Source organism: Enterobacter sp. 198 (assembly GCF_009025585.1).
GTDB classification, from domain to species: domain Bacteria; phylum Pseudomonadota; class Gammaproteobacteria; order Enterobacterales; family Enterobacteriaceae; genus Enterobacter; species Enterobacter ludwigii.
The window spans coordinates 1-24,414 of record NZ_WCIM01000026.1 but is presented as its reverse complement, the minus strand read 5'-3'; the positions used below and the strand labels follow the sequence as shown (position 1 = coordinate 24,414).

The window sequence follows — 24,414 nt, the reverse complement described above, 5'->3', positions numbered from 1 at the left end:
GTCCATCTCCCTGGTGAGTTCTCTCGCGGCAAAGGGCAAAGGAGCAACGGCGAAGGGCGGAAGGAAAGGGGCGGAGACTAAAGTTTTTGCGGCACGCAAAAAGTTTTGGCGGAGTGCATTTCACCCCTTGGATGACGACCCGACGGTGCTACAAGCAGCCCTCCGCGTGAGGACACACGGGGGATGGCTTCACCGGGGGAACAGGATGCACACACCCGACACGTCGGAACGGCGTGGCGCCATTAAAGCGACGGCATCAGCCGGCGCGGTGAAGGCGTTCCGGACGGCACGGCCGGAGAAGCCGCAGCCCTTGACCTTCGCCATCAGACCCTAGCCGTATGGCCCGAAACCCGGAGGGGTTCGGCGGAGCCCGGCGGATGCGCAGCGGCCGCCCTGGCGGAGTGGGGCTCGACGACCGGACAGCAGCGCTGGCCGGGAGCCGAAGGGGGCCAGAAGTGGGATTCTGGTTTTTTCAGAGGATTTGCTGATCGGGTTTCAGAGCCGACAACCACGCCACGCCACGCCACGCCACGCCACGCCACGCCACGCCACGCCACGCCACGCCACGCCACGCCACGCCACGCCACGCCACGCCACGCCACGCCACGCCACGCCACGCCACGCCACGCCACGCAGGACCGTATCAGTGACAATTTGCCCTCACAATGCCTTTCATGTACATCTCCACGGGCTTACATCAGGGCGGGAGGGGGCAGCGCCGCAGGCGCTGACCTTACCGACCGTCAGCCCGAAGGGATGACAGGGTTTTCGCGCGCGAACAGGCGGCGCCTATGCCCCGCCCGGATTATTTACTTTCCATCCCCCTGACCGCCCTGGAGAATGAAGTGGCCGCAAAGATAGACGGCGCACTAGCGGGTAGCCGATTCGCAGATCTCATCCAGCACTTTCGCTGTGGTTACGGGGCTGAGTCCTGATTCGCGACGTCGCTCGTTGATGAGCGTTTTATACTGGCGCAGGATACTGCGGGTTTCCGGTGACAGTTGCATGGTGTTCTCCTTTTGTTCTGTTTCCGGAGGCAATGCCTCCGGCTTTTCTGTCAGGCATCGAGCGCCTCGCGCAGGCGCATCATGACGTCGTTTTCTTCTTTCAGGGTTTCTTCAGCTGATCCGCCGCCATCCTCCGCGCATACTGCGATACGTTGCATCTCCCGTCCTGCAAGCTGCATGACTAAGGCCAGCGATTTCGCGGGAATAGTCACGGTTCGCTTCTCGCGTCGCTCATCGAGCATGGTTTCGACAATCGCCCGTATCTGGCCGATATCAGCGCCACTTTCAAGGCATGAGCTTAGCCGACGCAGGACTTCATCCAGTTCCTCATCGGTTAAATCCCAGTCAAGGCAGACGCAACGAATGTCATTTCGATTCCAGCAGGCGAAAACGTATTTCTCGCCATCGAGGTCGGAATGTCTGAACATTTCAAGGGCAATTTCTCTTGCTGTACCAATCATGTTTTTCTCCTTTTATCGGGCGGCATCGCCGCCCGTGGTCAGTCAGTCAAGGGCACGCCAGATGGTGGCGCTTTCCGGATGGGTGTCAGCAAATGCCATAAGCTGCTCATAGCGACGGCAGAAGTGGCGGCACAGTTCTTCATGGTCATGGTTGCTGTGGTGCCAGCTCCGGTGATTCAGTACCAGCGCCGTGAGGATGATCCCCGCCACTTCCCCGCTGACAGTCTGCTCAAACCAGTTGTCCGGATTGCACAGGGTCAGGCTCTCCACGTCAGGCGCCATATATCCGCCGCCTTCCGGCAGCCGGTAAAACTGCCAGAATCCCCCCTGATACTCAGGGCAGTAACGCTGGGCGTAGGCGTACACGGATGCCTCGGACGTCATAAAATCGCCGCCAAACAAATCAGGCAGGAAAGTCAGGCGCTGCGCACCCTCATGACGAACAGCATCACAGGTCACGGTCTGGTTCATAGATCCTCCACGGTTAACATATTCTCGGTTCCGGCATCGCCGTGACGACACGACAGACCGGCGAAAAGCGGAGGACACAGGGGCGACGCCGCAAGCCGCAGCGCAAAGCCTTCACGGGCTGAATGCACCGTGAAGGGTGCGAACGGGTGAGGACGGAGGCGTAAGCGAACCCTTGTGGCCGATGCGGCCGGGCTACAGTGAAGTCACGGCGCATGCCGTCACCGCACGGAGCTTCAGAGGAGTTTCATTGTCCCGACGTGGCCCGGAGGGCAGCGGCGGATAAAAGCGGAAGGCACTGACATCCTTTTCGCAGTGGATGGCCACCGGTTGCCGGGGCGTTACCCCGGCTCTCTCCCTTACGCGGCCAGCGTCTCCTGTAATGCGTGAACGTCCTTCAGCTCATTCCTGACGGATTCAGGCTCCTGCCGCCCGGCTTCCCAGGCCATACCGATCCGGTTTTCCAGCTCGCATTCATAGTTACGCAGGACGCGGGACAGGAGTACCGCCGGAACACTCACCTGACGGTTTGCCGCTTCGCGCTGACGGGCCAGGAGATCGCTGACAGTCAGATTATTTACCCCCTCCTGACGGTATTGCGTCATTTTCATTTCGCCGATCGCCTTCATCAGATTCCGGATTTCAGTCCCGTCCGGTTCTGGCTGGGCTTCACGGCAGGCCACGCTAATCCCCTCTTCCGTCCAGACCAGCAGGACCAGGGGTTCGTCAAACGTGAACATGTTTTCAAGCTGTACACAAAGTTCTTCGCGGGTTCCGTACATCGTTTTTTCTCTCTTGTTAGGGGTTACAGGCCGGGCATCAGCCCGGCAGGGTCAGTCAGTCCTGAAAGGTTTCGTCCAGCACCAGGGCTTCGCGGTAGGCTTCAAGAAGCAGGGTGTTGATCCGGCGCAGAGTCTGCGCAGCCATACGTTCGGTAAGCGTTGCCGCGTCGTGCCGGTGCTGCGATTCGAGGCGGTTCAGCAGCATCCGCACGTCACACATGGCATTGCTGAGCGCGGCCACGTCCGCGCGCAGGTGTTCAAGGCCCGGGTAGTTCATGCCGCCTCCGGATAGTCGGGGTAAAACGCGCCGTCATTGGCCGCCGGCATCCTTCTTGCCCGTTCAACCTGTGCCAGACGTCGAACGCCGGCGGCGTGGTACTGCTCAAGCATCTCGATCCCGATATAGCGGCGGCTGGCTTCGGCGGCTGCCACGCAGGTGGAGCCGCTGCCGGCGAACGGGTCAAGGACAATAGCCCCCGGACGCGTGAGCGATTCAATCAGCGGCCGCAGGCTCTGCACCGGCTTCTCCGTCGGGTGATGTCGGTTGCCCGTGTATTTCCAGGGGATCACGTCCGGGATGGGACGGTCCGGGGTTTGCGGCCTTCCCTTTGCCAGCAGGTAGGCACTCTCATGGGTGTAACCCACGAACGTCGATTTTGAGGCGTAGCTCTTGGCAAAGACGATATGGCCAACCACCCGGAAACCGGCCGTTTTCCACGCATTCAGAAACAGATCCGCGCGGTTCCAGGCATAGAAACTCACCATCAGGCTGTCATTTTTCAGCACGCGGTACATTTCATGACAGGCGGGCTGGAGCCATTCGGCAGAGTTGTCCCCGGCCAGGGTGCGGCCGGTACGGTCCTTATAGCCAACCAGGTACGGTGGATCGGTAAGAATAAAATCGACGGCACGCGCCGGAAAACGGGACATCACCTGCACGCAGTCACCCAGAATAAAACGGGACATAGACACACTCCTCTCTGATATGCGGCACCCTCTTGCGCCGTGCCGCCACAAAAACCCGGCGAAAAGCGGAGGGCGCAGGGGCGACGCCGCAAGCCGCAGCGCAAGCCTTTCACGGGCTGAATGCACCGTGAAAGGTACGAACGGGTGAGGACGGAGACAACGTGAACCCTTGTGACCGCAGCGGCCGGTTTAGCGTGAAGGCACGGCGTTGAACTCGCCGCCGGTTGGCGGCAATAAGGCGGAGAGAACCGACAACCTTTGTTACCGGTTCTGGTAGCTGATGAGTCAGACAAGGTATGGCAGAATGCACACTGATAATGGATTCGCGCCGTTATCTTACATGTGTGCCTTTGATTTCAGGACGTCCCCGACCGGAGACGTCTTTTTTTTGAGTCGGATATATGGCAGGTGAAAAAAGGCAGCGATTGTGCAATTATCTGTGCCGAAAACATCTGATGGGTTTTCACTTACAACGAATATGACACATTTCAGGACACCCCTCCCCGGAAGGTGTCCTTTTTTTTAGCGCCCCTTCACGTGGTCGATAGCGAACTGCAGCGTGTCCCAGTTAAAACCGATGCCTGCATCGTGGCTGTGGTCGCAGATACGCATGGCTTCTGCAATTTCCTCCTCCGACAGACTGCCATCGAGGGACAGAAAATCATCTTCCAGCCAGAACGTCCCCATACACAGTGCATCCGGTGGGTACTGCTTCAGCCTGGCGATGAGCCCTGCCACCGTCACATCATCACGACATGCAGGACGCGACGGCAGGACGCGATCAGCGATGTCGTTCCAGCACCAGTCATCGCACTCCGGTACGGGTTCCAGCAGGGTCTGTAATTCCACGCCCGGCAGCAGGGAGAGCTGCTCCAGAACCTCCCCCAGAGAAAGTCGCTCTCCGCTGGCATCTTCACTCCCCAGGTAATGGTGATTGATATAGACGGCAAACTCGCCGTTATCGAGTTCAATACAGGTCAGTCTGAACATGGTTGTGTCCTCAGCATCCGGCACCCTCTTGCGCCGTGCCGCCACAAAAACACGGCGTAAAGCGGAGGACGCCAGGGCGACGCCGAAGCCGCAGCGCAAGCCCTTCACGGGCTGAATGCACCGTGCAGGGCGCGAACGGGTGAGGACGGAGACAACGTGAACCCTTGCGACCGCAGCGGCCGGGTTAGCGTGAAGGCACGGCGGGTAATTTTTTACGGGAGATGTAAAGCGGAGGAAAAATTTCACATTAAATTAAAATGTGATTTACATCACAAAACAATACATTATAATCGCCGAAAAATTAAGCGTTTAGTTTTGACGGCAGGGATGAGATGTCACCCTGCCGTTTTTTTCTGAAGTGTACGGGACCGGATTTAACGCGCAGGAGCTGCACCAATACGTCTCAGCGCATCCTCTACTTCACGCAGCCCAAAAATATCTTCCGGCGGCTGCTCTTTTCCGGACAGGCTACATACCGTAAAGACGGCATTTGATGCGGATAATCTCTCGCGGAACAACGCCTGCAGTGCCACAACGACCAGCGTACGTTCGTCTCCTGTCAGTTCTTCAAGCTGCATACTGTTTCCTTCAGGTTAATGTTCATATTCATCCCCGCCCCTCTGGTTTTTTCTCGTCAAACGCCAGGAGAACCCCGAGGCCGATCAGTGAGGCATAGCAGACCTGCATCGCGATTGTCACCGGCAGTGAGATGTTATCAACCAGAACGCCAGGAACCACGACGGCCACGCCTGCCAGTATCATTCCCCTGCCGGTCTTTTTGACCCGTTCCGGCCACTGAGATTCAGGCACGTTCCGGGCGCGCAGAAAGTTATGAATGCACTGCACTGCTTTTTGTTTAATCACTGACATGCTTAGTCTCCGAATGCCCGGCGCATATTTTTCTTTATGCTGGTCGCTTCAGCGGATACCGGTGCGGCAGGCTCCGCTGGGTTCTCCGGCACTGCAGCCATACTCACGTCAGCCGTACCAGCCATCTGCTGAACCAGAACCTGCAGCTCGCTGACCGTGCCGGGCGGTACCGGCATACTGGCCAGCAGACGCGGCAGCTCCGGTGCGGTCGTATGCAGGGCCAGACCGGTGATAATCAGGTTTCTCAGCAGCTCTCCGCGCAGGCGGGATGACACGCCCGTCAGCACACGCTCAACCCGTTCACTGCTCCGGTCATCCTGAAGCGTCAGGGTGTAACGCCGGCGCTGGTATTCCGTCTCCGGTGACATGGCCAGAGCAGCCACGCCACCATCAGGCTCATCAGGAAGCCCTGAGAGTGAAGACCAGGTGCCGGATACCAGGGCCATCACGGCACAAAGCCGGATGGCACTCAGATGTCCGTCAAAGAACACCGGGATCAGCGCCGGTAAACGGGCATCCGTCTGGTACATCACCGCCCCGGCGGTGGCGGCGGTCCGAATGAAGTCACCGCGCAGGGGCTGTGAGATGGTGCTGATGGTCGCCATCGCCGTGATGTCGGTGCGATCGTCGCTGTGCAGATAGAAAGAATACTGGCCGTCCGGCACGTTTAGTCCTCTTTATTGTAAAGGGCAATCTCTCTGGCCAGCGCCAGCTGCGGATCGCCGATAACCTCGATACGGTCAGGAGCCAGAGGCCAGGCCTGACGTATAGCCTCTTCAATGAGGGATGCCCCTCCCCCGACCAGGAATACCCGGTTAACGCTCCTGAAGACCGTCAGCTCACTGGTGACACGCGCGCCCAGGGAAGTGATTGCCTCTGTAATTTTGTTCAGAACATCGTCAATTTTTCCGGCATCGTTGATCACTCGCTGCAGATACTGACGATCATTGCGGTTGCGGATGACCGTGTCAGCAATAAGCGCGCTGGTTTCGCTGTCTGCAGCCCGCAGCGCGCCTGCAGCTGCGCGGGTGACCTGTGACACGCCGACAGACGGATTGCCGTGTACCGCACTGATATCATCAAACTGTCCGACAATCACGCCGGCATCGAGCGTGGTTCCGCCGAGATCGATAATCAGGGTGGTCTCAGCGGGTCCGGGCTTCAGCTCCGCGAGACGGGAGAACGCCGCCGGCAGTGATTCAGGCATCACCTTCACGTCCGTTACGGTAAATGCCCTGCCCTTATTCAGAACCAGCTCACGCATCAGGTTTTCTCGTTTGCGTCGGATGTTCTCCTCGTTCCGCTGGCAGTCCCCGTCATAATACTCGCTCAGGGGCAGCGTCACGGTCAGGCTCACCGGCTGCGGCTCAAGTCCGCTGTTCAGCAGGGCATGATGCACGGCCAGCAGGTTGAGATCACCGTACTGGTATTCCACGTTTGTTGTCGGGATGGCATCCCGGCTGACGCTGTCCCAGGTGTATTTCAGCGTGCCCACCTGATAGTTGAACGTTGCGGCACTGAATTCCGCCACTTTCCAGCCATGCCGGAAGGAGTTAGCAGAAACCCGGGTCTGCAGCTCGTTTCCTTCAAACCATGCCAGCTTAACATTAGTTGAACCATCATCGCAGTAAATATTCATCATTATGCTCCGTCAATTAAACTCAATTTGATACATATTATAAGAGCAAAATGGCAAAATAAAAGCCATACTTCTCATTATGAGTAATTTAAATGTCCCATAATGATATTAAATAGCATTTTGAGTAACTTAGGTTACTCACCCTGTTCATGAAGCAGGTGATCTGGATTATCCTCACGCTGTTAAATATACTGTATGCATATCCAGTATATTTAGACGTCAGGAGGAAAGATGAAACTGCAGCTTTTCAGCACCGGGAAAGCACTCCCGCCACAGGCCCATCCGTTGTTTGCAGACCTGGCCAGCTGCGGTTTTCCGAGCCCTGCCGCTGACTATGTCGAGTCCGACCTGGATCTCCATGATTACTGCATACGGCACCCAAGCGCGACTTACTATCTCCGTGCCAGCGGTGACAGCATGTCCGACGGCAGCCTTTACAATGGCGATCTGCTGGTTGTGGACAGTGCAGAGAAGCCCCGGCACGGCGATATTGTTGTGGCCAGTGTGCAGGGGGAGTTTACGGTTAAACGGCTTCTGCTGACGCCACGACTGACGCTGCAGCCAATGAACGCCGCCTGGCCGCCGATTTATCCCGACCCGGACGATCTGGATATCTTTGGCGTCGTCACGCACATCATCCACCGCCCGAGGGAGATGTACTGATGTTTGCCCTGGCCGATGTGAACAGCTTTTATGCCAGCTGCGAACGTGTTTTCCGCCCGGATTTGAAAGGAAAGCCGGTTGTGGTGCTCAGTAATAACGATGGCTGCGTTATCGCAAGAAGTGCCGAGGCAAAGCCCTGGATCAAAATGGGCATGCCGTGGTTTCAGATGAAAAACGAAACGTATCCGGAAAAAATATACGCGTTCTCAAGCAACTATGAACTTTATGCCTCGATGTCAGCGCGCGTGATGAGCTGCCTGGAGGAGCTGGCCCCAAGGGTGGAACAGTATTCGATTGACGAGATGTTCCTCGACCTGACCGGCGTTGAGCACTGCATGGACCTGGAGGACTTCGGCCGGCAGCTGCGCCAGCACGTGTATGACTGTACCCGTCTGACCATCGGCGTGGGTGCCGGGCCGACGAAAACCCTGGCAAAATCTGCCCAGTGGGCCTCAAAGGAGTGGAAACAGTTTCGTGGTGTGCTCGCCCTGACCAGGGGGAATCCTCAGCGAACGCGGAAACTGCTTTCACTGCAGCCGGTCGAAGAGATCTGGGGCGTGGGAAACCGTATTGCACGCAAACTTAATGTACTGGGTATCAGGACCGCGCTCGATCTGGCCCTGACGAACCCGGCCTTTATACGCAAAAATTTCTCCGTCGTTCTCGAGCGAACAGTACGCGAACTGAACGGGGAAAGCTGCATGTCGCTTGAGGAAGCACCACCGACGAAACAGCAGATCGTCTGCAGCCGCAGCTTTGGAGAGAAAATCACGGAGTACGATTCGCTCCGCCAGGCTGTCTGTCAGTACGCAGAACGGGCCTCTGAAAAGCTGCGGAAAGAGCGCCAGTACTGCCGGCATATTTCCGTTTTCATCAAAACGTCTCCGTTCGCCGTTAAAGAGCCTTACTACGGCAACGTGGCCACGGAGAAACTGCTTACACCCACTCAGGACACCCGGGACATTATTGCGGCCGCCACAACGGCTCTGGAGCGTATCTGGAAGGATGGGCACCTGTATGCCAAAGCCGGTGTGATGCTGAATGACTTCACCGGCTCCGGCGTTTCGCAGCTGCAGCTGTTCGACGAACGTCCGCCACGTCCTCACAGCTCTGAGCTGATGAAGGTTCTCGATGGCATTAATCATTCCGGTCTGGGACAGATCTGGTTTGCCGGGCGAGGGATAGCGCCATCATGGCAAATGAAACGCGATATGCTCTCCCCTGCGTACACCACCCGCTGGAAAGATATTCCCGTTGCGAGGATCAGATAAATTCTGCTTTTCTGAGAGAGCCAGTAGTGCTCGCCGCAGCCGAACGACAGGGTGAAGCCCGCGAGTGAGCGAGGAAGCACCAGGGAACAAAACGAACATAATCTTCTTACGCACCTAATACAGGAATCACAGTAACAATCTCAAAATCTGTATTGTGATAGAAACAGCTGAATAGAGTGGGACCATGGTCCCAGTTAAATCCGGCGTGTGGAATCGATATTCCAGGCGGGGTTGAAGGATGAGTTCTGACACGCAAGTAGGAGGTGGGACCGTGGTCCCAGTTAAATCCGGCGTGTGGAATCGATATTCCAAGCGGGCTTGACGGGTGAGTTCTGACACGCAAGTAGGAAGTGGGACCGTGGTCCCAGTTAATCTGGTGTATGAAATCAGTATTCCGGGATGGGTTACCGTCTGAGTTCTGATATGCAGGTTGAGGGGTGAACTGCGGAACTAGTTAAGGAAAACTAGAAAAAACTGGATCTTTAGATTGTGGTAACAATCAGGTTGGGAGAAGTAAACAGATCTTTTTTACAACACTGGGCTATAGTGCAGAAAATAACTGCTTCGGATGTATATATTCCGAAGCAGCATGTAACGCATTAAGGATATTGGAAATTAATGAAGACTCTCGCGTGTATCATTAAACAGGCTAAACTTTTTGTAAGTCGCGCAGTATGGTTTCTATCTTCTCGATACACTCGGCAGGCAAACGAGATTTATCGAGATTAAAAATCACCTTATCGCCTTTGTATAGGGCTGTCGCACCAGGTACAAATTGATGACGGGTATTAAGGTTTACTTTTTTACCTGATGGCTCTTTCAGAACATCCGTCAGTAAACCAATAACTTCCTCGGATTCAAAGATAACTCCCGCTTTCTTTTGCTCATGAAGCTGTTGTGTCCGTTGCAACAATAAAGCTTCTTTTCCCGAAAATGCTTTGTACAGCGTCTCCCCTGAGCGGGCGGAAAGTTCACCAGGATGAGTAAACAGGGCAACCACTGATTTTGGCAAATGGGCCGTGTTGATGCAACGCGTGATGATTTTACGGGAAATATTCTCAGCTTCAGCCAGAGCAGAGATATTGCCGTTAAAATCATTTTCCAACCGCTGTGCATAACGGTTGCCCCGTTCATAAGCGCTGACAGGACGATAATCATTACCCAGCCGTGATAAAGCCATCATCTGTTCGTCATCGAGATCCCCGACGAGAACACGATAATCTGATGATGTCAGTATGGCGGCTTTACGACGGCGACTACCATCAGCAATTTCAATGACACCTTCTACCCTTCGTCCGAACGCAGGCGTCTGTTGACCACTCAGCATAAAAGAGGGAATCAGATCATCAAGCGCGTCTTCGGTCAGTAGTTCCTGGTCACGTTCATTACCTGACCAGACTCTTGATGCCGTCTCAACACTCTCGCCCGGGATCGCTTCCAGAATAAATTTCACTTCCCGGCCACAAACCGGAAGCAGAATGGTATTCCCGCGGGCCATGGCTCCAACCCGTGCAATTAATGAATCAACCATCGGTGCAGCGGGTACCGCTGAAGGTTCAGTTTCGGGGCGGATATCTTTTACGGTATGTTTTGGAATGACTGGTGCACGTTTCATTATCTGATCTCCCAGCGAGGTTTAATCAGGCGATCAAAAATTTCATTACAGACAGGCTCCCAGATAGACAGCGCATTTCGCCAGGCTCCTGTAGATGAGCGCTGATCGATAGCCTGCTCAAACACCGTTCTCATACGGATCTGACCTTTACCGACTTCGTCGGTCTCGCGAACAACGTTTTTCAGTACCATGCTTCCCCAGGCATCGCGGATCTGTTCTTCCATCCAGGGTGACTGTGAGCCATTGTTATTGCTGTACTTGGTCAGAAGAATTCTAACGTCAGGTTCAAAACCCTGCAGGTCCACGTTTTTTAACAGGTCGCGCAGCATGTCAAAAAACTGAAGGGCAGAGGTGTAATCAAATAACTCTGCTGGCGTTGGCACGATGAGTACATCTGCAGCACAGACGACATTGATGGTACCAATACCGAGGTTCGGTGCACTGTCGATAACAATGACATCATAATCATGGGCCACTGTTTCGATGGCCAGGCGAAGCATCATATGAGGTTCTGTCGGCAGTTTCCCGTTGTCAAACCTTCCCATTAGTTCTGTCTCAATGCGGTGCAGAGCCAGGCATGAAGGTATGATGTCGAGACCCGGCCAGCAGGTGGCTTTGACGGCATAGGCTGCATCATCGCGCTCACCAAGATAAAAAGGCAGCAGTGTGTCTTCGGCATGGATATGCAAATCAGGGACCCAGCCGTGGTACATGGAGGCTGTGCCTTGAGGATCGTTCCCTTCGACAAGCAGTACTCGCAGCCCTTTCAGCGCCAGGTCCTGTGCCAAATGTACAGATACAGATGTCTTATAGACACCCCCTTTATGTGCTGCCACCGCGATGACGGGCGGAACGCTGTCATCAGGACGGCGCAGACGGGTGCCAAATACATCCCGCATATGGTTGATTTGTTCAATGGTGTAGCCCACCCGCTGCTCTACACGTCCACGCATTTCCATATCAGGATGGGGAAGGCGTCCTGCTTTTTCTGCATCACGGATTGCCTGAGAAGAAACGCCAATCAGATCGGCGGCCTCACCCACACGCCAGCGACGGGTAATTTTCCTGGCTTCCGGGCTATCATCGTTAAACTGTGCAATCGCGATAGCTTTCGTCATTTCATGACCGGCCGTAATGCACTGGTCAAGCGTTTCCATCAGTCCCATTCTTTGTTCCTTATTATTATCTTTGCATTAATCTATTAAATCTTGGTAAAAGGCGCAAAGCAACATTAAAGTTGCAAACCGTCTTAAATATTGCAAAGCCGATCAAAATATAGTCTTGTTCAGTTCAGCATCCGCCTGAAAGGCTGCCGCATGCTTCAGTCAATATCATCCGCTCGCCGCAGAAAGTATGCGCGCGTAGGCGCATGCGTCGAGGAAGCGGAATTACTCCGTACTAACAAGGTGTGGCTGACGCTCTGAAGCTAACGAAGCTCCACTGGAAGGAACTGAATGGTAAGGAATTGACTATAGTATGCAGATTATTGACTGCGGTATGAAGCTGAATAGGAATAGGGAAGAGTAATGACATGCATTTTTCTGCATATCACAGTCAAGACTATTGCCTTTCCTGGTGTTGTATTACTGGGTTGTTGTACCAAGATTCACATTGTGTCATGTCAGTGGTCCATATGTATTGGATGCTGGCTGTTATTCCATATTTCGATCCAGTAATTGATCCTTAAGGAGATCATGTTGAGATCAAAAAGAGATCCCCGGATCGTTTAGCGCCCCGCTACGCCTGATCCTGGAGACTATCTTCATTAACTGTGGTGTGTGGTATGTTGACTGTTGTGTGCGAGATCAACTATTGCGGTATGCAATTGTATTAACTGGGGTATGTATTTCCGTTGACTGTGATATGCGTATATACTTTCGTTTGTGGATAACCGCGGGTTAATAAAATGGCTATGGAAAATAATGAGTTACCCCTGAATCTTCAGGAGGTCAATAAGACAACGGGTGAAGTTGTTAAGCTGGATGTCAACAGCGCCAGTACTGTTCAGCCTGTTGCGCTCATGAGGCTTGGTCTGTTCGTTCCTACCCTCAAATCGACCTCTAGGAGTAAGACGAACCGCAAAAACGTCACGGATGCGACTGAGGAGCTCGTACAGCTGTCCATTGCCCGGAGTGAAGGGTATACCGATGTCAGGATCACCGGATCGCGCCTCGATATGGATACGGACTTCAAAGTCTGGCTTGGAATCATCCGTTCAATGTATGATTTTGGCGTTAAGGATGACACGCTCAAGCTGTCTTTTGTTGAGTTTGTTAAAATGTGTGGCTTTGACTCCCGGCGCTCTAACAAGAAAATGCGTGACAGGATAAGCAACTCCCTGTTCAAGCTGGCATCCGTAACCCTCAAGTTTCAGAGTGAAACGAAAGGGTGGACTACGCACCTGGTTCAGTCTGCCTATTACGACATCACTGCCGATGTCGTGGAGATCAGGGCAGAGCCCAAGCTCTTTGAGCTTTATCAGATGGACAGGCGGGTCCTGTTGCGTCTGAAAGCCATTGATGCCCTGCAGCGCAAGGAGTCCGCACAGGCACTCTATACCTACATTGAAAGTCTGCCACAGAATCCGGCCCCCATCTCCATGAAGCGTATGCGAGACAGACTCAACCTGACGTCTAACCTCTACACGCAGAACCACACGGTGCGCAAAGCCATGGCGCAGCTGAAGGATATCGGCTATCTGGATTACACCGAATTCAAACGCGGCCGGGCCACCTACTTCAGCGTGCATTACCGTAATCCGAAACTCATCAGTAGCAAGGTCGTTGTTCCCCGTGAGCCGGAAGAGGAAGTACCTGAGCAGAACTATGACGAAGTTATTAAAGCCCTGAAGGCTGCAGGTATTGATCCTCAGAAACTAGCAAAAGCGCTCGCCAGCGTGAAACCGGGAAATGACTGAGGAATGCCGTTTTAGAGTTTGTTGAGTGTGGTATGCAGAGCGCATACCACAGTCAATTTATACTGATTCATCATTCCGTTTAGGTTTTGCTTGCCTTGACTGCGATATGTGGATAGGCCTACCAGAGTATTGATATTGACTGCGGTGTGTGGAAGAGCGGGCAGTCTGCTCAACATCTTCACTGCGATATGTTTACTTTCATCACTTAGTCAATATTGTTCGTCAGGGCGGATGCCCTTAGCCCAGTACTTTCACAAAGGGTCTTAACCCACCGAGATCAAAGGATTCCGGGGGCAGCGTCCGGGATTCACTGATCCGCACTCCCGTGTTCCAGAAAGTAGAGAACAGCATTTAATGGTGAAGATCCGGCATATAGAAGAGTAGGGCTCTCACTTCGGGGACGAGTAGGTACGCCAGGGTGGCGCCGGTTAAAGTGGCCATCCTTCTGAGTGCGGCCGCGGTCGCAAAGTCGACCCCATGGGCTTTCGGCAACAGTGAAATGCGTTATGAAGAAAAGGGGGCAATGCAGGGATGAACAGGATCGGAACGAAAAGGTAAGTAATGAAGAAGACGTAAAGTGCGTTACGTGAATTCCGGCCTGGTACAGCCTGGACCCCTATCAGTTTTCACGTAACGCAAGATTAATTTATTATCGAATAAGTGGATGTCATTACAACTGTCTGTAAATTTTGACAAATTTAGTTATCTTTTTTTCAGCATGGCAACAGCATCAGCCTCTGCCATTGAAAATTGCACACGATGCCTTGCAGCAACATCGAGAGCAAATACCTTTGTATAGACTTCCGTCGAGCTGATCGACTTGTGCCCCATCAGGCTCTGCAGCACCTTCAGCGGAATTCCGGCATACAGCATGTGCATGGCGTAGGAGTGGCGGAACGTGTGTGGCGTCACCGGCACGGAGAACGTCACCCCGTCGGCGGCTGCCGCTTTAACAGCTTCGCCCAGCCAGGTGCGAACGGTACGGTCGGTGATCTCCCAGATGCGCACCTTTTCCGTTCTGCCGGTGCGCTTATTCCGGCGTTCCAGCGGTATTTTCAGGGTGGCCACCATCATTTCCAGCTGGCGGGCATACTGCGGATCGGAAAGCGGAACGTTACGATGAGGCTGGCTGCCGGCCGGAGCACGGCCGGCCGTTCGGGCCGCTTTCTCCACCCGCTGTTTGAGGGTTGCCAGTTGCACGAACGGGTAGGGCGGGGCCAGGGAAAAATCACTCCGGGTCAGGGCCAGTGCTTCGTTAATACGGGCGCCGGTGTTCCACAGGGTGGTCAGCAGCATCTTACGGTGAAGATCGGGCACGTAGTGGAGCAGGGCGCTCACTTCCGGCGCCAGCAGGTATTTCGGCAGTTCGTCCTGAACGAGCGCCATCTGGCGCAGTGCCAGCGCGGCCGGGTAATCGATGGCCACCGGCAGCTGAGCAGAGGAAAAAGCCCCGCTATGGCCTGGCAGTGCTGGCATCATGTTATGTCACCATTGTCATTAGAGTGTGCAGTGCATCACCGGTGCATCCGGGGATGCCGGACCCGGCAGGATCAGATACTCGGTAGCAGATTTGACACGGTAATTGGTGTAATCTTCAAACGAAACCGGGCTTGCTTTCATCCCCGCGAGAAAAGTTTCTTCAAGACCGCGGGCACGCGGAAGCGATAGTTCTATCGTCTCAGGATCGATGGCCATTTTCTGGCGGGTGGCTTCCAGCTCAGTGGTCAGCCGGTATTTTTCCGTACGAAAAGGAATACTCTCTTCAGCGTTTCGCTGTGTATAGGTCACGTCAAACATCATGCGATCACCGTCGTTCTGCAGTACCACGCCCCTGAGGAGACTTTCTATACGAACGGGGGATTCACCTTTCTGCGGAATCTCCGAGGTCCGGCTGCAGATAATCACCATCCCGGGTTTCTGACTGGCATTAACCATCCGCATTTCACTGAGCGTTGCCGCCCCTGCATCCCGTGCAGTCACACCCAGCAGGATCGTCAGCCCCATTATAAAACCGGTCAGTTTACACATCGTTCCTGTATCCTTTACGTTAATGTCTGGATCATCTTCAGGGAGAAATCCCGCCGGACTACACTATCGAGTGACATGTGGCCGCCAGAGGGTGTCCAGCCGACCACTCATTAAATGCTGCTGTCGGCTATCAGTAGCGACCAAGAGTCATTAACTGGAAGCATTTTTCCTCGGAGAGCTCTCCTTCTTTCTTTGGGAGAGGGCCAAGGAAAGGAGTTATCACATCGACTTCTGTGGACAGATACCATGTGTCATCAGCATCATCCCACCAGGCAACTGTGCGATCGTCCCAAGTGTGTATCTCACGGTAGCAGCCGTATCCGTATATGTGCTCAAACTCCGATTCTTCCATCCAGACTCTGTCATGCCCAAGGATTATGAGAGCCTCAAATAAAACACTCAGTGTAATTTTCATATTCATAATCAACTTCCTTATTATTTAATATCTATTAGTTCTATTTATTTATCATCGCCAGCAGAACATTCCGTTGCCCGCCCGCAGTGATTAGCAGAATAACAGTCACCGCCCGCAATTACCGGATCTCACTCTTTTTGACTTCCGAAAAATTCATAATAGCAAAGTTTTCGGAAGCGATGATGAACAGATTAACAGGATTTACTCGTCAGGTCGGTCTGATGCGGAGAGGGTGAAAGTTATCTAACTACTTAAAGTGTAGCACATTTTTAATTTTCGTTTCACAAATCAGCGCAGAAAATCGCCGTGATCCGGAACTCAGGGTTTTCGGATCTTCAAGACGAAGGAAAGATACTGCTGCATATTAAGCAATAATGTAATGAGATTATTGTTATTAAGGTATTAATAACCAAAGCGCACAAAAACATTATTTTTGTTGCCAGTTCTGCATTAATACACCAAAACAAATTCCGCGATCTATCCCGTCCTGTCATGTCAGGTTTAGCGCGCAGGAGTGGTTAAGATAAATCTGATCGGGATGACATAACCCGAATGCAAAGTGGGCTACGATGGAAAGACTGGGCAAACTCAGGGACAACAAGGAGAAAAAAATGGCTCAACTCAGGATCCGGGGCGTCAGAAGCTACGCGCCTGACAGGGATATCTGCTTTGATCTCAGCAGTAAGGTGACACTCATCTATGGCCAGAACGGCTCAGGAAAATCCACGGTATCAGGCTATTTCTATGACCGGCAGGCGGATAAATACCGGCACTGCACCTTTGAGAGCCCGCACGTCAGCCACTTTCAGGTCTTTAATCAGGAATACATTGACAGTAAGTTCACCCGTTCTGACTATCAGCCCGGGATCTTCACCCTCAGCGAGGCCAATCAGGAAAGCCAGGACAAAATAAACAGTAATAATAAAGAAAGCGCAAAACTGAGTGCCCGGACAGATAAGCTGAATGAGGAGATCGCCGAGAAGGAAGGTATGAAGGAAACGGTCACTGACAGCTGTGCCAAAGATATTTTCAACCGGACAGTCAATGACAGGAAAATCCTCAGCGATTTCCTGGATGGCGCTAAAATTAAACGATCGTTTTACGAACGTATGGTGGCAACACCGCTGTCGGAGGTTAGCACCACGGCTGAGGCGCTGGCGGATAAATGGCGGATGTTAAGTCAGAGCGAAGGAACGCTTGTCGCCGAAATTCATATTCCCCCGACAACTGTTTTAACGGAAGACACCCTGACACTGATGCAGGAACCCGTGATGCCTGCAAGCAGTACGCAATTCTCTGCTCTCATTCAGAAGATCGGTAATGCTGACTGGGTGCGCCAGGGACAGCAGTATATACACGACGATATCTGCCCATTCTGCCAGCAGTCCCTGGATGTCACGGCCTTTTCGCGCGAACTCATTCAGATGTTTGATGAGTCATACCAGACGTCTCTCGGGGCGCTGAGCCAGGCCGCAGAACGACTTGCTCAGGACTGTGATGCCCTGGCCGAATTAGAACGCCGTGTTACGACCCATGCTTTCGTTGATGAGGACAGTCAGATTTTAAGCCTGGTGAAAACGGTCAATAAAGGCTTCCGGATCCTGTTACAGCAGCTCCTTACTAAAATTAAAGAGCCTTCCCGGAAGGTACAACCCGAGAACGTTCAGGATCCCCTGGTGCAGCTCCGGAAGGAAGTGGACGTTTTAAATATCCGGGTACGGGAAAACAACCGTCTTGCTGAAAACTTCAGTCAGGAAAAACAGAACCTGTATACGGAAGTTATGGCGCACCTCAGGGGAATTTGTGAGGAGTTCTTTGCCGGGCGTGACCGGCAGCTTGGCGAACTGCAGAACGAAATCGACACCAGATTGCGTGAAGTCGGCGCCCTGGCTGCCAGTAAGAAAACACTGGATGATGAGACGAACAGGCTGACCGGACAGCTCTCCGACATCCAGCCAACCATTAACAGTATCAATGCGAATCTCAGGCTGCTGGGGATCACCGGCTTTGAAATCATCTGCCATGATGCAGAGATGAAACTGTACCGTCTTCGCCGGGGAAGCGAGCCAGAAAAGGCGGAAGTCTTCAAATCCCTCAGTGAGGGTGAGAAAACAATGGTTGCTTTTCTCTATTTCATCGAATCGTGTTCGGGCAGTCTTACCCCGGAAACCATCCATCCGGAAAATAAACTCATTGTGATTGATGACCCGATTTCCAGCCTGTCACATAACTATATCTATGAAGTTGCAGCACTCATTAAGCGGAAGATAATTAAGGCCGCTGCAGCGAGACATGTGGTGATACTGACGCATAATATGTTTTTCTTCCAGGAGATGCTGCTGAACAGCGGCCGCCTGCAGGATGGCAGGAAAGCGCCAGCAAACTGGTCGCTGTTTCGCATCATCAAGTCGGATTACAGTTCCTGCGAAACGCTTTCCATGCACGAAATGCTCAATGAATATCAGGCGTTATGGCAGACACTGAAAGACGTCAGGGATGCGAAAACCCAGCCCGTGGTGCTGTTCAATACGATGAGGAATATTCTGGAGTATTATTTCAGCTTTTCCTGCAAGAATGAAAAGCTTAAAGAAGCCCTGGAGTCTCTGGCAACGGAACACAGCGATGCCGGAGAATATGATTCATTTTACCGGGCCATCAACCGCCACTCGCATTCGGACGGTAGAAATCTTTTCTCAACCGGCGTCATCGATAAGGAACGCTATCTGAACATGTTCAGGAAAGTGTTTATTCACACTGATGACCATGAACACTATCTTGCCATGATGGGTGAATCCGAAGAACGGCCGGAAACAGAGGCGTAAACAAAGAGTATCGTCACCTGCGGGTACCGTTCACTTAACGCGTCGGGAGCGAGCGCATGTGATTACGCACATGCTCTACGCGCCCGAAACGAAAACGTGTATACCGTACAACGGGTACAATTTTCGGTTTCATGGCGGGTTTCCTTTTACAGTCCGGCTACTGCCGGAAGTCCCTGTAACCATTTACAGGCGGTAAAAAGCGCAGAGGGGAACACCCGAGGTGACGACAGCTGATTATAAGCCCCGTTCCGGTTTGACGTAAATCATTTCCACATTTGAAAAAGGGAAAATCAGGGCTCCCATTCTGTCCGGGAGCTAACTGCGATGTGCATCCAGCTTTGAATAACCAAACCTAATGAAAGTCACTGCTCATGCTGTTAACGGCCGTCCCGCATTCAAGTTCCCTCCAGGCAGCCGAGCGTGATATTTCCGACTTTGCCTATTTTTCAGATCTCGGGAGAGGAAGAGAGGAATTATTGCAGCATGGACACAAAAAACGAGTAATTGTTGCGATGAGAGGATTATTGCTCCATGAGCAAATATAAATGACTTTATGCGCCATGAGGTTAAATATATTGTTCCTGCCGTCCGGCTGAACCCCGGGGCAGGGGATCAGCCGGGAAGGAAAGCGTCACGGTTCTGCTTTCCGGGAGAGGGTCTTTCGTTTTTTCTTCAGGTACATCACTTCGTCACATTTGCCGATCATTTCCGCCAGCGTCGCGTACTGGTCTGCGTTATTGATCAGTTCGCCAAAGGAATAATTGATGTTGTAGGGCTTACCCGAGGTGTCATTGTAATGATCCAAACTGGCACTCAGCGCTTGCAGAAAAGAACTCGTGTTCCCGTTTCGCCGGATCAGGGCGGCAAACTCATCCCCGCCGAGGCGGCCTGCTATTTCGCCCGGTTCGAGGTGCTGATGTAAAAAGCCGGCAAAAACCTTCAGCACCTCGTCTCCCTCTGCGTGTCCCCAGAGATCGTTCACCGGTTTGAACCTGTCCAGATCGAAATAGATGAGGCTGAACGACGCATCCTGCCGGTTCATCGCGCGGAAGAGTTTTTCGCCGGCGCGGTAAAACCCGCGCCGGTTGGGAATGCCCGTCAGGCTGTCCGTCATGGCCATGCTGATGGCCTCGAATTCGTCTTCCACGATACAGGCCAGATCCCGGAGGGACGCAATGTCATCATCCGTGAAGGCGCGGGGAACGGTGTGGATCAGGCACAGCGTGCCGGCCACCGTGCCGTCGGGCAGGTTCACCGGCTGGCCGGCGTAGAACCGGATGTGGGGCTCACCGGTGACCAGGGGATTGTCACGGAACCGCTCATCAGCAGCTGCGTCGTGAACAATGAAGGGCCCCTCCTGCAGAATGGCATGCCCGCAGAACGAGATGTTACGCGGGGTTTCGCGCACGCCGACGCCCTGGCAGGCGAGGAGCCACTGGCGCTCGCGATCCAGCAGGCTTATCAGGGCCACCGGGACCTGAAAGGCTTTGCGGGCCAGCCGCGTCAGGCGTTCAAAACGCTCATCGTCACGGGTATCAAGAAGGCCGGTAATATACAGGGACTTCAGCCTCTGTTCTTCATTCTCCGGTATACCGGGTGCCTGCATGTAATCTCCTGGTATGTACAAAGTATATATGCAGATGAAAAGGTGTTTGGATCTGACTGAGTGTAATTATAGTTCACGACTTATCTGCCAGCGGCTGAACTTCAGGTACAGGAATTCACGTTTATCACTCGTACTAGACTCTCCGGAGGACCAGGGGAATGACCGGGTCTGTTACGGTGAGGGAATCTGTAAACCTCAGGATTTTTGCCGGGAAAGTACGTACAACTGCTATCTTGATTAGTAAATGTTAAAATTTGTAGGTATCCACCCGTTAAACAAAATGATTAATATTTAAAAATACTCGTTGAACACCCGTGCCGTAATAATGAAGTACATTAAAAACGTTATCCGGTCATGTGAAGCTGAGACCGTCTCTTCGTCATGTAAAATGCCGTACTTTCTTTGTCGTGAAGAATGACCGGGTTAAGTCCATAAGGTTGAGAGGAAGTCTGCTGATGTGATACGCTCAAGGCGAGATTTATCTCAGTGAGAACTCACGGCAACAAAAAGTTTTTGGACAACAAAACACAAAGTTGTTTTGGACTGTAGGAGTCCAAGAGACAATGACATTACATACAACGCCGTGTAACGGATTTTACATTATTACAAAGCCTGTGTTACAAGAGAGTTATGGACATGATTGAAAAAATATGTGAAGTAATTGATGGTGAATACGTCTGTGATATAGATATTAGCGTTGAAGAATGGAAGATTTTATTAAGGGATAAAAAAGTTTTTGATGACAAAAGTATTGCAGCGTTAAAAAAATGGTTCATTGAGCCAGACCATTCCTGTACATGTTTCGATATCGGCAAGAAGTACGACCTGCACAGTATGAGTGCTAATGGTGTAATCAATGGGTTGGGTGGAAGAGTTCAGAAGCAGCTTGGCCGATTCGAGGTTAAAGGAGTCGGAAAGATTGCTTCCGGGACAAAATTCATTACAGTCATGAAAAGTAGAGAAATTAAAGGAAACCCAAAGCGAAATTTATGGACTATCCGTGAAGAACTTGTTCAGGCAATAAAAGAACTAGATTTTTTTAGTACGAACGAAAGCTCAAGCATTGATTTTTACTCAGATAATGATTTGATCACTGCTCTAGAAGAAAGTAATCACTTTGACGTTACTCAGACATTTGAGTATAGCGAAAAAGCGAAACCTAAGAAAGCTGCAATAGAAGTCAAAAATGGACTCTCATACCCAAGAAGTAAATCTGTTTCAAAAAATGCGCTTAACAAAGCTGATTATAAATGTGAAATTAATTGCGACCATCCAACGTTCAGAAGGCGAAACTCTCCTCTAAATTACACAGAACCTCATCACATTGTCCCGATGTCAAAGCAAGACTATTTTGAGAATTCACTGGATGTGGAAGAGAATATCATATCACTATGTTGCAACTGCCATAAACAAATTCATCTTGGCAAGGGGTTTGAAGATATGTTGAGGAAAATATATGCCGAGCGGAAAGATGTATTAAAAAAAGCGGGAATCGAGATATTATTAGAGGATTTGATTCTTTTTTACAAGATGGAAGGTAATTAATCTTCGAGAAGATGCATGCTTATTTTTATTTTTTTAGCAATGAATGTGAAATACTGCCTGACTATCAATCCTGTCATGTGGTTCAGATTTATGGGGGAGAATTTTAATATTTTACCAGCATGGCATGTCGATCAATCGGTTAAGTATAGCGCCAGGTAACCAGACGGATTTTCCCTCTCAGGCGGGAGTCGTTATCCATCGTCCAGTACCTGATTAAAAGTAGGAGTAATTACAAGAAAATTAAATTGTATGACTATTATTTCCGTTCAGAAAAGAAAGTTACATTAAAAACCCGAAATTATTAGGGTTATTAATTAGTTAAGTGCTATATATTTTCGTGTCCGGGGGTACCCTAAGAGGGTGCGCAAGACAACACTCCAGTGTTCATTATTTATGACTGTCAAGCCATTTATTCATCTGCTCAATTTCACCTTTTTGAGCTTTAATGATGTCCTGCGCAAGCTTTCTCATTTCGGGATCTTTTCCGTATTTGAGCTCGGTCTCAGCCATTGCGATTGCCCCTTCATGGTGTGCGATCATACCTTTTGCAAAGGCCTTATCGGGATTGGATTCATTAACGGCGGCCATCATTTTTTCATGCATATTTTTCATGCCAGCCATATATTCCTGTGATGATGCCGATGAGTGCATATCTGACATTTTCATTTCCGAATGTTCAGCAGAAATGGCTGGCAGGGATAACATTAATATTACAAAAAGGGTGTTTTTGATTTTCATATAATAATTCCTTTCAGACAGGTACCGGTTAAGTGTAGCTGAGTCAGACAAAAAAGCCCCCTGACGGGGGGCAAAAATGTAGCAACGTTGTTTCAGGAAAATCTATCAGGGAAAAGGTAACAGCACGGATACTACCGTCGCATTCAGCCTGCATTGATCATGCGGCGGTGCGCTTCGGCCATGGCCTGATGTGGGCCGGATTGCCCGTTATTCATGAATTCATGGGCAACCGCTGCTCTTTCATGCTCATTCATCGCCGCGTAAGACGTTGACGGGACGGTCGTGGATACCGTGTTATTTCCCATCATCTTCTGATGACTTTCCACCATTTTCTGGTGCGCATCCGCCGAGCCGTTCGTCATGGTTTCATGAGCAATAATGGCCTGTTCATGCTGGTCCATACCGGTCATACGAGGAGCAGTCCCCTGGATCCCGACAGGAGCCGCAGCAGACTGCATCTGGTGAGCAGGAGCCTGTGCATTGTTGACGCGATCATGGATATTCACGGTTTCAGTGGCCCAGGCCGATGAAATTAAACCAAAGCCCAGCAAAGATGCTAATACGATATTTTTCATGATAACTCTCCATTTCTGAATTAGTGATGTCCGGGGAAGTACAACCGGTGTTTTCAGTTCCATAACTGAAACAAGTTCGGCAGCGTTTATTTCTCCGGAAGAGGGCTGGATATTCATTTCCTGGCGTACTCTGACGCCGGGTATTGATGAAGCAATCCAGCCTTCCTGATAAGTTGCACTAATTATATCGAATGGCTTCTGTTTGCTGCATGACAGGCTAATGACATCTTTGTCATTTACATCTTTATTTTCAGCATTGGGTTTCCGGTAATGGTGCCAACTTACTGATTTAGTGTATGATGGTGTTTTTGAGGTGCTCCCGTGGCTTCCATCTCCATCAGTTGTCCCTCCTGCTCAGCTACTGAAGGCGTGGTGCGTAACGGTAAAAGTTCTGCCGGACATCAGCGCTATCTCTGCTCTCACTGCCGTCAAACATGGCAGCTACAGTTCACTTACACCGCCTCTCAGCCCGGTACACACCAGAAAATTATTGATATGGCCATGAATGGCGTCGGATGTCGCGCCAGTGCACGCATTATGGGCGTTGGCCTCAACACGATTTTACGACACTTAAAAAACTCAGGCCGCAGTCGGTAAACTCACGCATACAACCGGGCAGTGACGTCATTGTTTGCGCGGAAATGGACGAACAGTGGGGTTACGTCGGCGCTAAATCACGCCAGCGCTGGTTGTTTTACGCGTATGACAGGATACGGAGGACGGTTGTGGCGCACGTATTCGGTGAACGCACGTTGGCCACGCTGGAGCGTCTTCTGAGCCTGCTGTCGGCCTTTGAGGTCGTGGTATGGATGACGGATGGCTGGCCGCTGTATGAATCACGCCTGAAGGGAGAACTGCACGTTATCAGCAAGCGATATACGCAGCGCATTGAGCGGCATAACCTGAATCTGAGGCAGCATCTGGCAAGGCTGGGCAGGAAGTCACTGTCGTTCTCAAAATCGGTGGAGCTGCATGACAAAGTCATCGGGCATTATCTGAACATAAAACACTATCAGTAAGTTGGAGTCATTACCGG

25 protein-coding genes and 2 pseudogenes are annotated in these 24,414 nt (G+C 51.8%); 6 read left to right on the top strand and 21 right to left on the bottom strand.

What is annotated here, in order from left to right; genetic code table 11:
* Window positions 1–472 precede the first annotated feature (472 nt).
* The 12 genes and pseudogenes from F8561_RS24235 to parM form a co-directional block, all read right to left on the bottom strand.
* Window positions 473–622, bottom strand: coding sequence for a hypothetical protein (locus F8561_RS24235; RefSeq protein ID WP_192938266.1), 150 nt, complete (start codon window positions 620–622; stop codon window positions 473–475).
* A gap of 250 nt (window positions 623–872) precedes the next feature.
* Window positions 873–1,007: pseudogene (locus F8561_RS24230) on the bottom strand (hypothetical protein); the annotation flags it as partial.
* A gap of 50 nt (window positions 1,008–1,057) precedes the next feature.
* The gene (locus F8561_RS17115; RefSeq protein WP_023327697.1) at window positions 1,058–1,468 is read right to left on the bottom strand and encodes a DUF1380 family protein; all 411 of its coding nucleotides are present in this window, start codon (window positions 1,466–1,468) and stop codon (window positions 1,058–1,060) included.
* 42 nt (window positions 1,469–1,510) lie between these two features.
* On the bottom strand, window positions 1,511–1,939 hold the full coding sequence (locus tag F8561_RS17110) for an antirestriction protein (RefSeq protein ID WP_049015840.1): 429 nt from the start codon (window positions 1,937–1,939) through the stop codon (window positions 1,511–1,513).
* Between the two features lie 356 nt (window positions 1,940–2,295).
* Window positions 2,296–2,718, bottom strand: coding sequence for a DUF1380 family protein (locus F8561_RS17105; RefSeq protein WP_023327696.1), 423 nt, complete (start codon window positions 2,716–2,718; stop codon window positions 2,296–2,298).
* A 55-nt stretch (window positions 2,719–2,773) separates the two neighbouring features.
* Complete coding sequence (locus F8561_RS17100; protein WP_013087144.1) at window positions 2,774–2,995, bottom strand: hypothetical protein; 222 nt, start codon at window positions 2,993–2,995, stop codon at window positions 2,774–2,776.
* Window positions 2,992–3,684 carry a DNA methylase gene (locus tag F8561_RS17095; protein WP_023327695.1) on the bottom strand — a complete coding sequence of 231 codons (693 nt, stop codon included), beginning with the start codon at window positions 3,682–3,684 and terminating at the stop codon, window positions 2,992–2,994. Before F8561_RS17095 ends, F8561_RS17100 begins: the two co-directional genes overlap by 4 nt.
* A 522-nt stretch (window positions 3,685–4,206) precedes the next feature.
* Window positions 4,207–4,674, bottom strand: coding sequence for a hypothetical protein (locus F8561_RS17090; RefSeq protein ID WP_023327694.1), 468 nt, complete (start codon window positions 4,672–4,674; stop codon window positions 4,207–4,209).
* Between the two features lie 374 nt (window positions 4,675–5,048).
* Window positions 5,049–5,252: a hypothetical protein gene (locus tag F8561_RS17080; RefSeq protein ID WP_013087140.1), complete on the bottom strand. Its 204-nt coding sequence runs from the start codon at window positions 5,250–5,252 to the stop codon at window positions 5,049–5,051.
* A 28-nt stretch (window positions 5,253–5,280) separates the two neighbouring features.
* Window positions 5,281–5,544 carry a hypothetical protein gene (locus tag F8561_RS17075; protein WP_013087139.1) on the bottom strand — a complete coding sequence of 88 codons (264 nt, stop codon included), beginning with the start codon at window positions 5,542–5,544 and terminating at the stop codon, window positions 5,281–5,283.
* A gap of 2 nt (window positions 5,545–5,546) precedes the next feature.
* The gene (locus F8561_RS17070) at window positions 5,547–6,209 is read right to left on the bottom strand and encodes a plasmid partitioning/stability family protein (RefSeq protein ID WP_023327693.1); all 663 of its coding nucleotides are present in this window, start codon (window positions 6,207–6,209) and stop codon (window positions 5,547–5,549) included.
* Window positions 6,210–6,211: 2 nt separating this feature from the next.
* Window positions 6,212–7,183 carry a plasmid segregation protein ParM domain-containing protein gene (gene parM / locus F8561_RS17065; RefSeq protein WP_023327692.1) on the bottom strand — a complete coding sequence of 324 codons (972 nt, stop codon included), beginning with the start codon at window positions 7,181–7,183 and terminating at the stop codon, window positions 6,212–6,214.
* 231 nt (window positions 7,184–7,414) lie between these two features.
* On the opposite strand from parM, the gene umuD reads away from it, so the two are divergent.
* Window positions 7,415–7,846, top strand: coding sequence for a translesion error-prone DNA polymerase V autoproteolytic subunit (gene umuD, locus F8561_RS17060; RefSeq protein WP_013087136.1), 432 nt, complete (start codon window positions 7,415–7,417; stop codon window positions 7,844–7,846).
* The gene (locus tag F8561_RS17055) at window positions 7,846–9,117 is read left to right on the top strand and encodes a Y-family DNA polymerase (protein WP_013087135.1); all 1,272 of its coding nucleotides are present in this window, start codon (window positions 7,846–7,848) and stop codon (window positions 9,115–9,117) included. The genes umuD and F8561_RS17055 overlap by 1 nt, the downstream gene beginning before the upstream one ends.
* A gap of 649 nt (window positions 9,118–9,766) precedes the next feature.
* Here F8561_RS17055 and F8561_RS17050 read toward each other — a convergent pair.
* Together F8561_RS17050 and sopA are read right to left on the bottom strand one after the other, a co-directional pair.
* A complete protein-coding gene (locus F8561_RS17050) occupies window positions 9,767–10,732 on the bottom strand; it encodes a ParB/RepB/Spo0J family plasmid partition protein (RefSeq protein ID WP_151887721.1) in 966 nt (321 codons plus the stop codon).
* Window positions 10,732–11,898 (bottom strand): plasmid-partitioning protein SopA, encoded by a 1,167-nt coding sequence (gene sopA / locus F8561_RS17045; RefSeq protein ID WP_023327689.1) that lies wholly within the window; start codon window positions 11,896–11,898, stop codon window positions 10,732–10,734. The genes F8561_RS17050 and sopA overlap by 1 nt, the downstream gene beginning before the upstream one ends.
* 740 nt (window positions 11,899–12,638) lie before the next feature.
* Here sopA and F8561_RS17040 point away from each other — a divergent pair.
* Window positions 12,639–13,649, top strand: coding sequence for a RepB family plasmid replication initiator protein (locus F8561_RS17040; protein WP_015572055.1), 1,011 nt, complete (start codon window positions 12,639–12,641; stop codon window positions 13,647–13,649).
* Between the two features lie 243 nt (window positions 13,650–13,892).
* Here F8561_RS17040 and F8561_RS17035 read toward each other — a convergent pair.
* The 4 genes and pseudogenes from F8561_RS17035 to F8561_RS17020 all read right to left on the bottom strand — a co-directional run.
* Window positions 13,893–14,150 (bottom strand): annotated as a pseudogene (locus F8561_RS17035) (site-specific integrase); the annotation flags it as partial.
* 201 nt (window positions 14,151–14,351) lie between these two features.
* Complete coding sequence (locus tag F8561_RS17030) at window positions 14,352–15,128, bottom strand: site-specific integrase (protein WP_023327688.1); 777 nt, start codon at window positions 15,126–15,128, stop codon at window positions 14,352–14,354.
* Window positions 15,129–15,146: 18 nt separating this feature from the next.
* Window positions 15,147–15,677, bottom strand: coding sequence for a hypothetical protein (locus tag F8561_RS17025; protein WP_013087127.1), 531 nt, complete (start codon window positions 15,675–15,677; stop codon window positions 15,147–15,149).
* Between the two features lie 130 nt (window positions 15,678–15,807).
* The gene (locus F8561_RS17020) at window positions 15,808–16,098 is read right to left on the bottom strand and encodes a hypothetical protein (protein WP_013087126.1); all 291 of its coding nucleotides are present in this window, start codon (window positions 16,096–16,098) and stop codon (window positions 15,808–15,810) included.
* A gap of 605 nt (window positions 16,099–16,703) precedes the next feature.
* Here F8561_RS17020 and F8561_RS17015 point away from each other — a divergent pair.
* Window positions 16,704–18,914 (top strand): AAA family ATPase, encoded by a 2,211-nt coding sequence (locus tag F8561_RS17015; protein ID WP_023327687.1) that lies wholly within the window; start codon window positions 16,704–16,706, stop codon window positions 18,912–18,914.
* Between the two features lie 631 nt (window positions 18,915–19,545).
* On the opposite strand, the gene F8561_RS17010 is transcribed toward F8561_RS17015, so the two are convergent.
* Entirely contained in the window at window positions 19,546–20,520 is a 975-nt protein-coding gene (locus F8561_RS17010; RefSeq protein WP_023327686.1) for a sensor domain-containing diguanylate cyclase, read from the bottom strand.
* Between the two features lie 636 nt (window positions 20,521–21,156).
* Here F8561_RS17010 and F8561_RS17005 point away from each other — a divergent pair.
* Window positions 21,157–22,065 (top strand): HNH endonuclease, encoded by a 909-nt coding sequence (locus F8561_RS17005; RefSeq protein ID WP_001372261.1) that lies wholly within the window; start codon window positions 21,157–21,159, stop codon window positions 22,063–22,065.
* A gap of 387 nt (window positions 22,066–22,452) precedes the next feature.
* Here the strand turns inward: F8561_RS17005 and F8561_RS17000 are convergent, their stop codons facing one another.
* A complete protein-coding gene (locus F8561_RS17000; RefSeq protein WP_000694953.1) occupies window positions 22,453–22,803 on the bottom strand; it encodes a DUF305 domain-containing protein in 351 nt (116 codons plus the stop codon).
* Between the two features lie 143 nt (window positions 22,804–22,946).
* Entirely contained in the window at window positions 22,947–23,378 is a 432-nt protein-coding gene (gene silE / locus F8561_RS16995; RefSeq protein ID WP_000790483.1) for a silver-binding protein SilE, read from the bottom strand.
* 321 nt (window positions 23,379–23,699) lie between these two features.
* On the opposite strand from silE, the gene F8561_RS16990 reads away from it, so the two are divergent.
* Window positions 23,700–24,397, top strand: a protein-coding gene (locus F8561_RS16990) for an IS1 family transposase (RefSeq protein WP_226778077.1) whose coding sequence is annotated in 2 segments (ribosomal slippage) — window positions 23,700–23,949 and window positions 23,949–24,397 — 699 coding nt in all. Because the reading frame shifts where the segments join, the coding sequence is not laid out codon by codon here.
* Window positions 24,398–24,414: the final 17 nt, after the last annotated feature.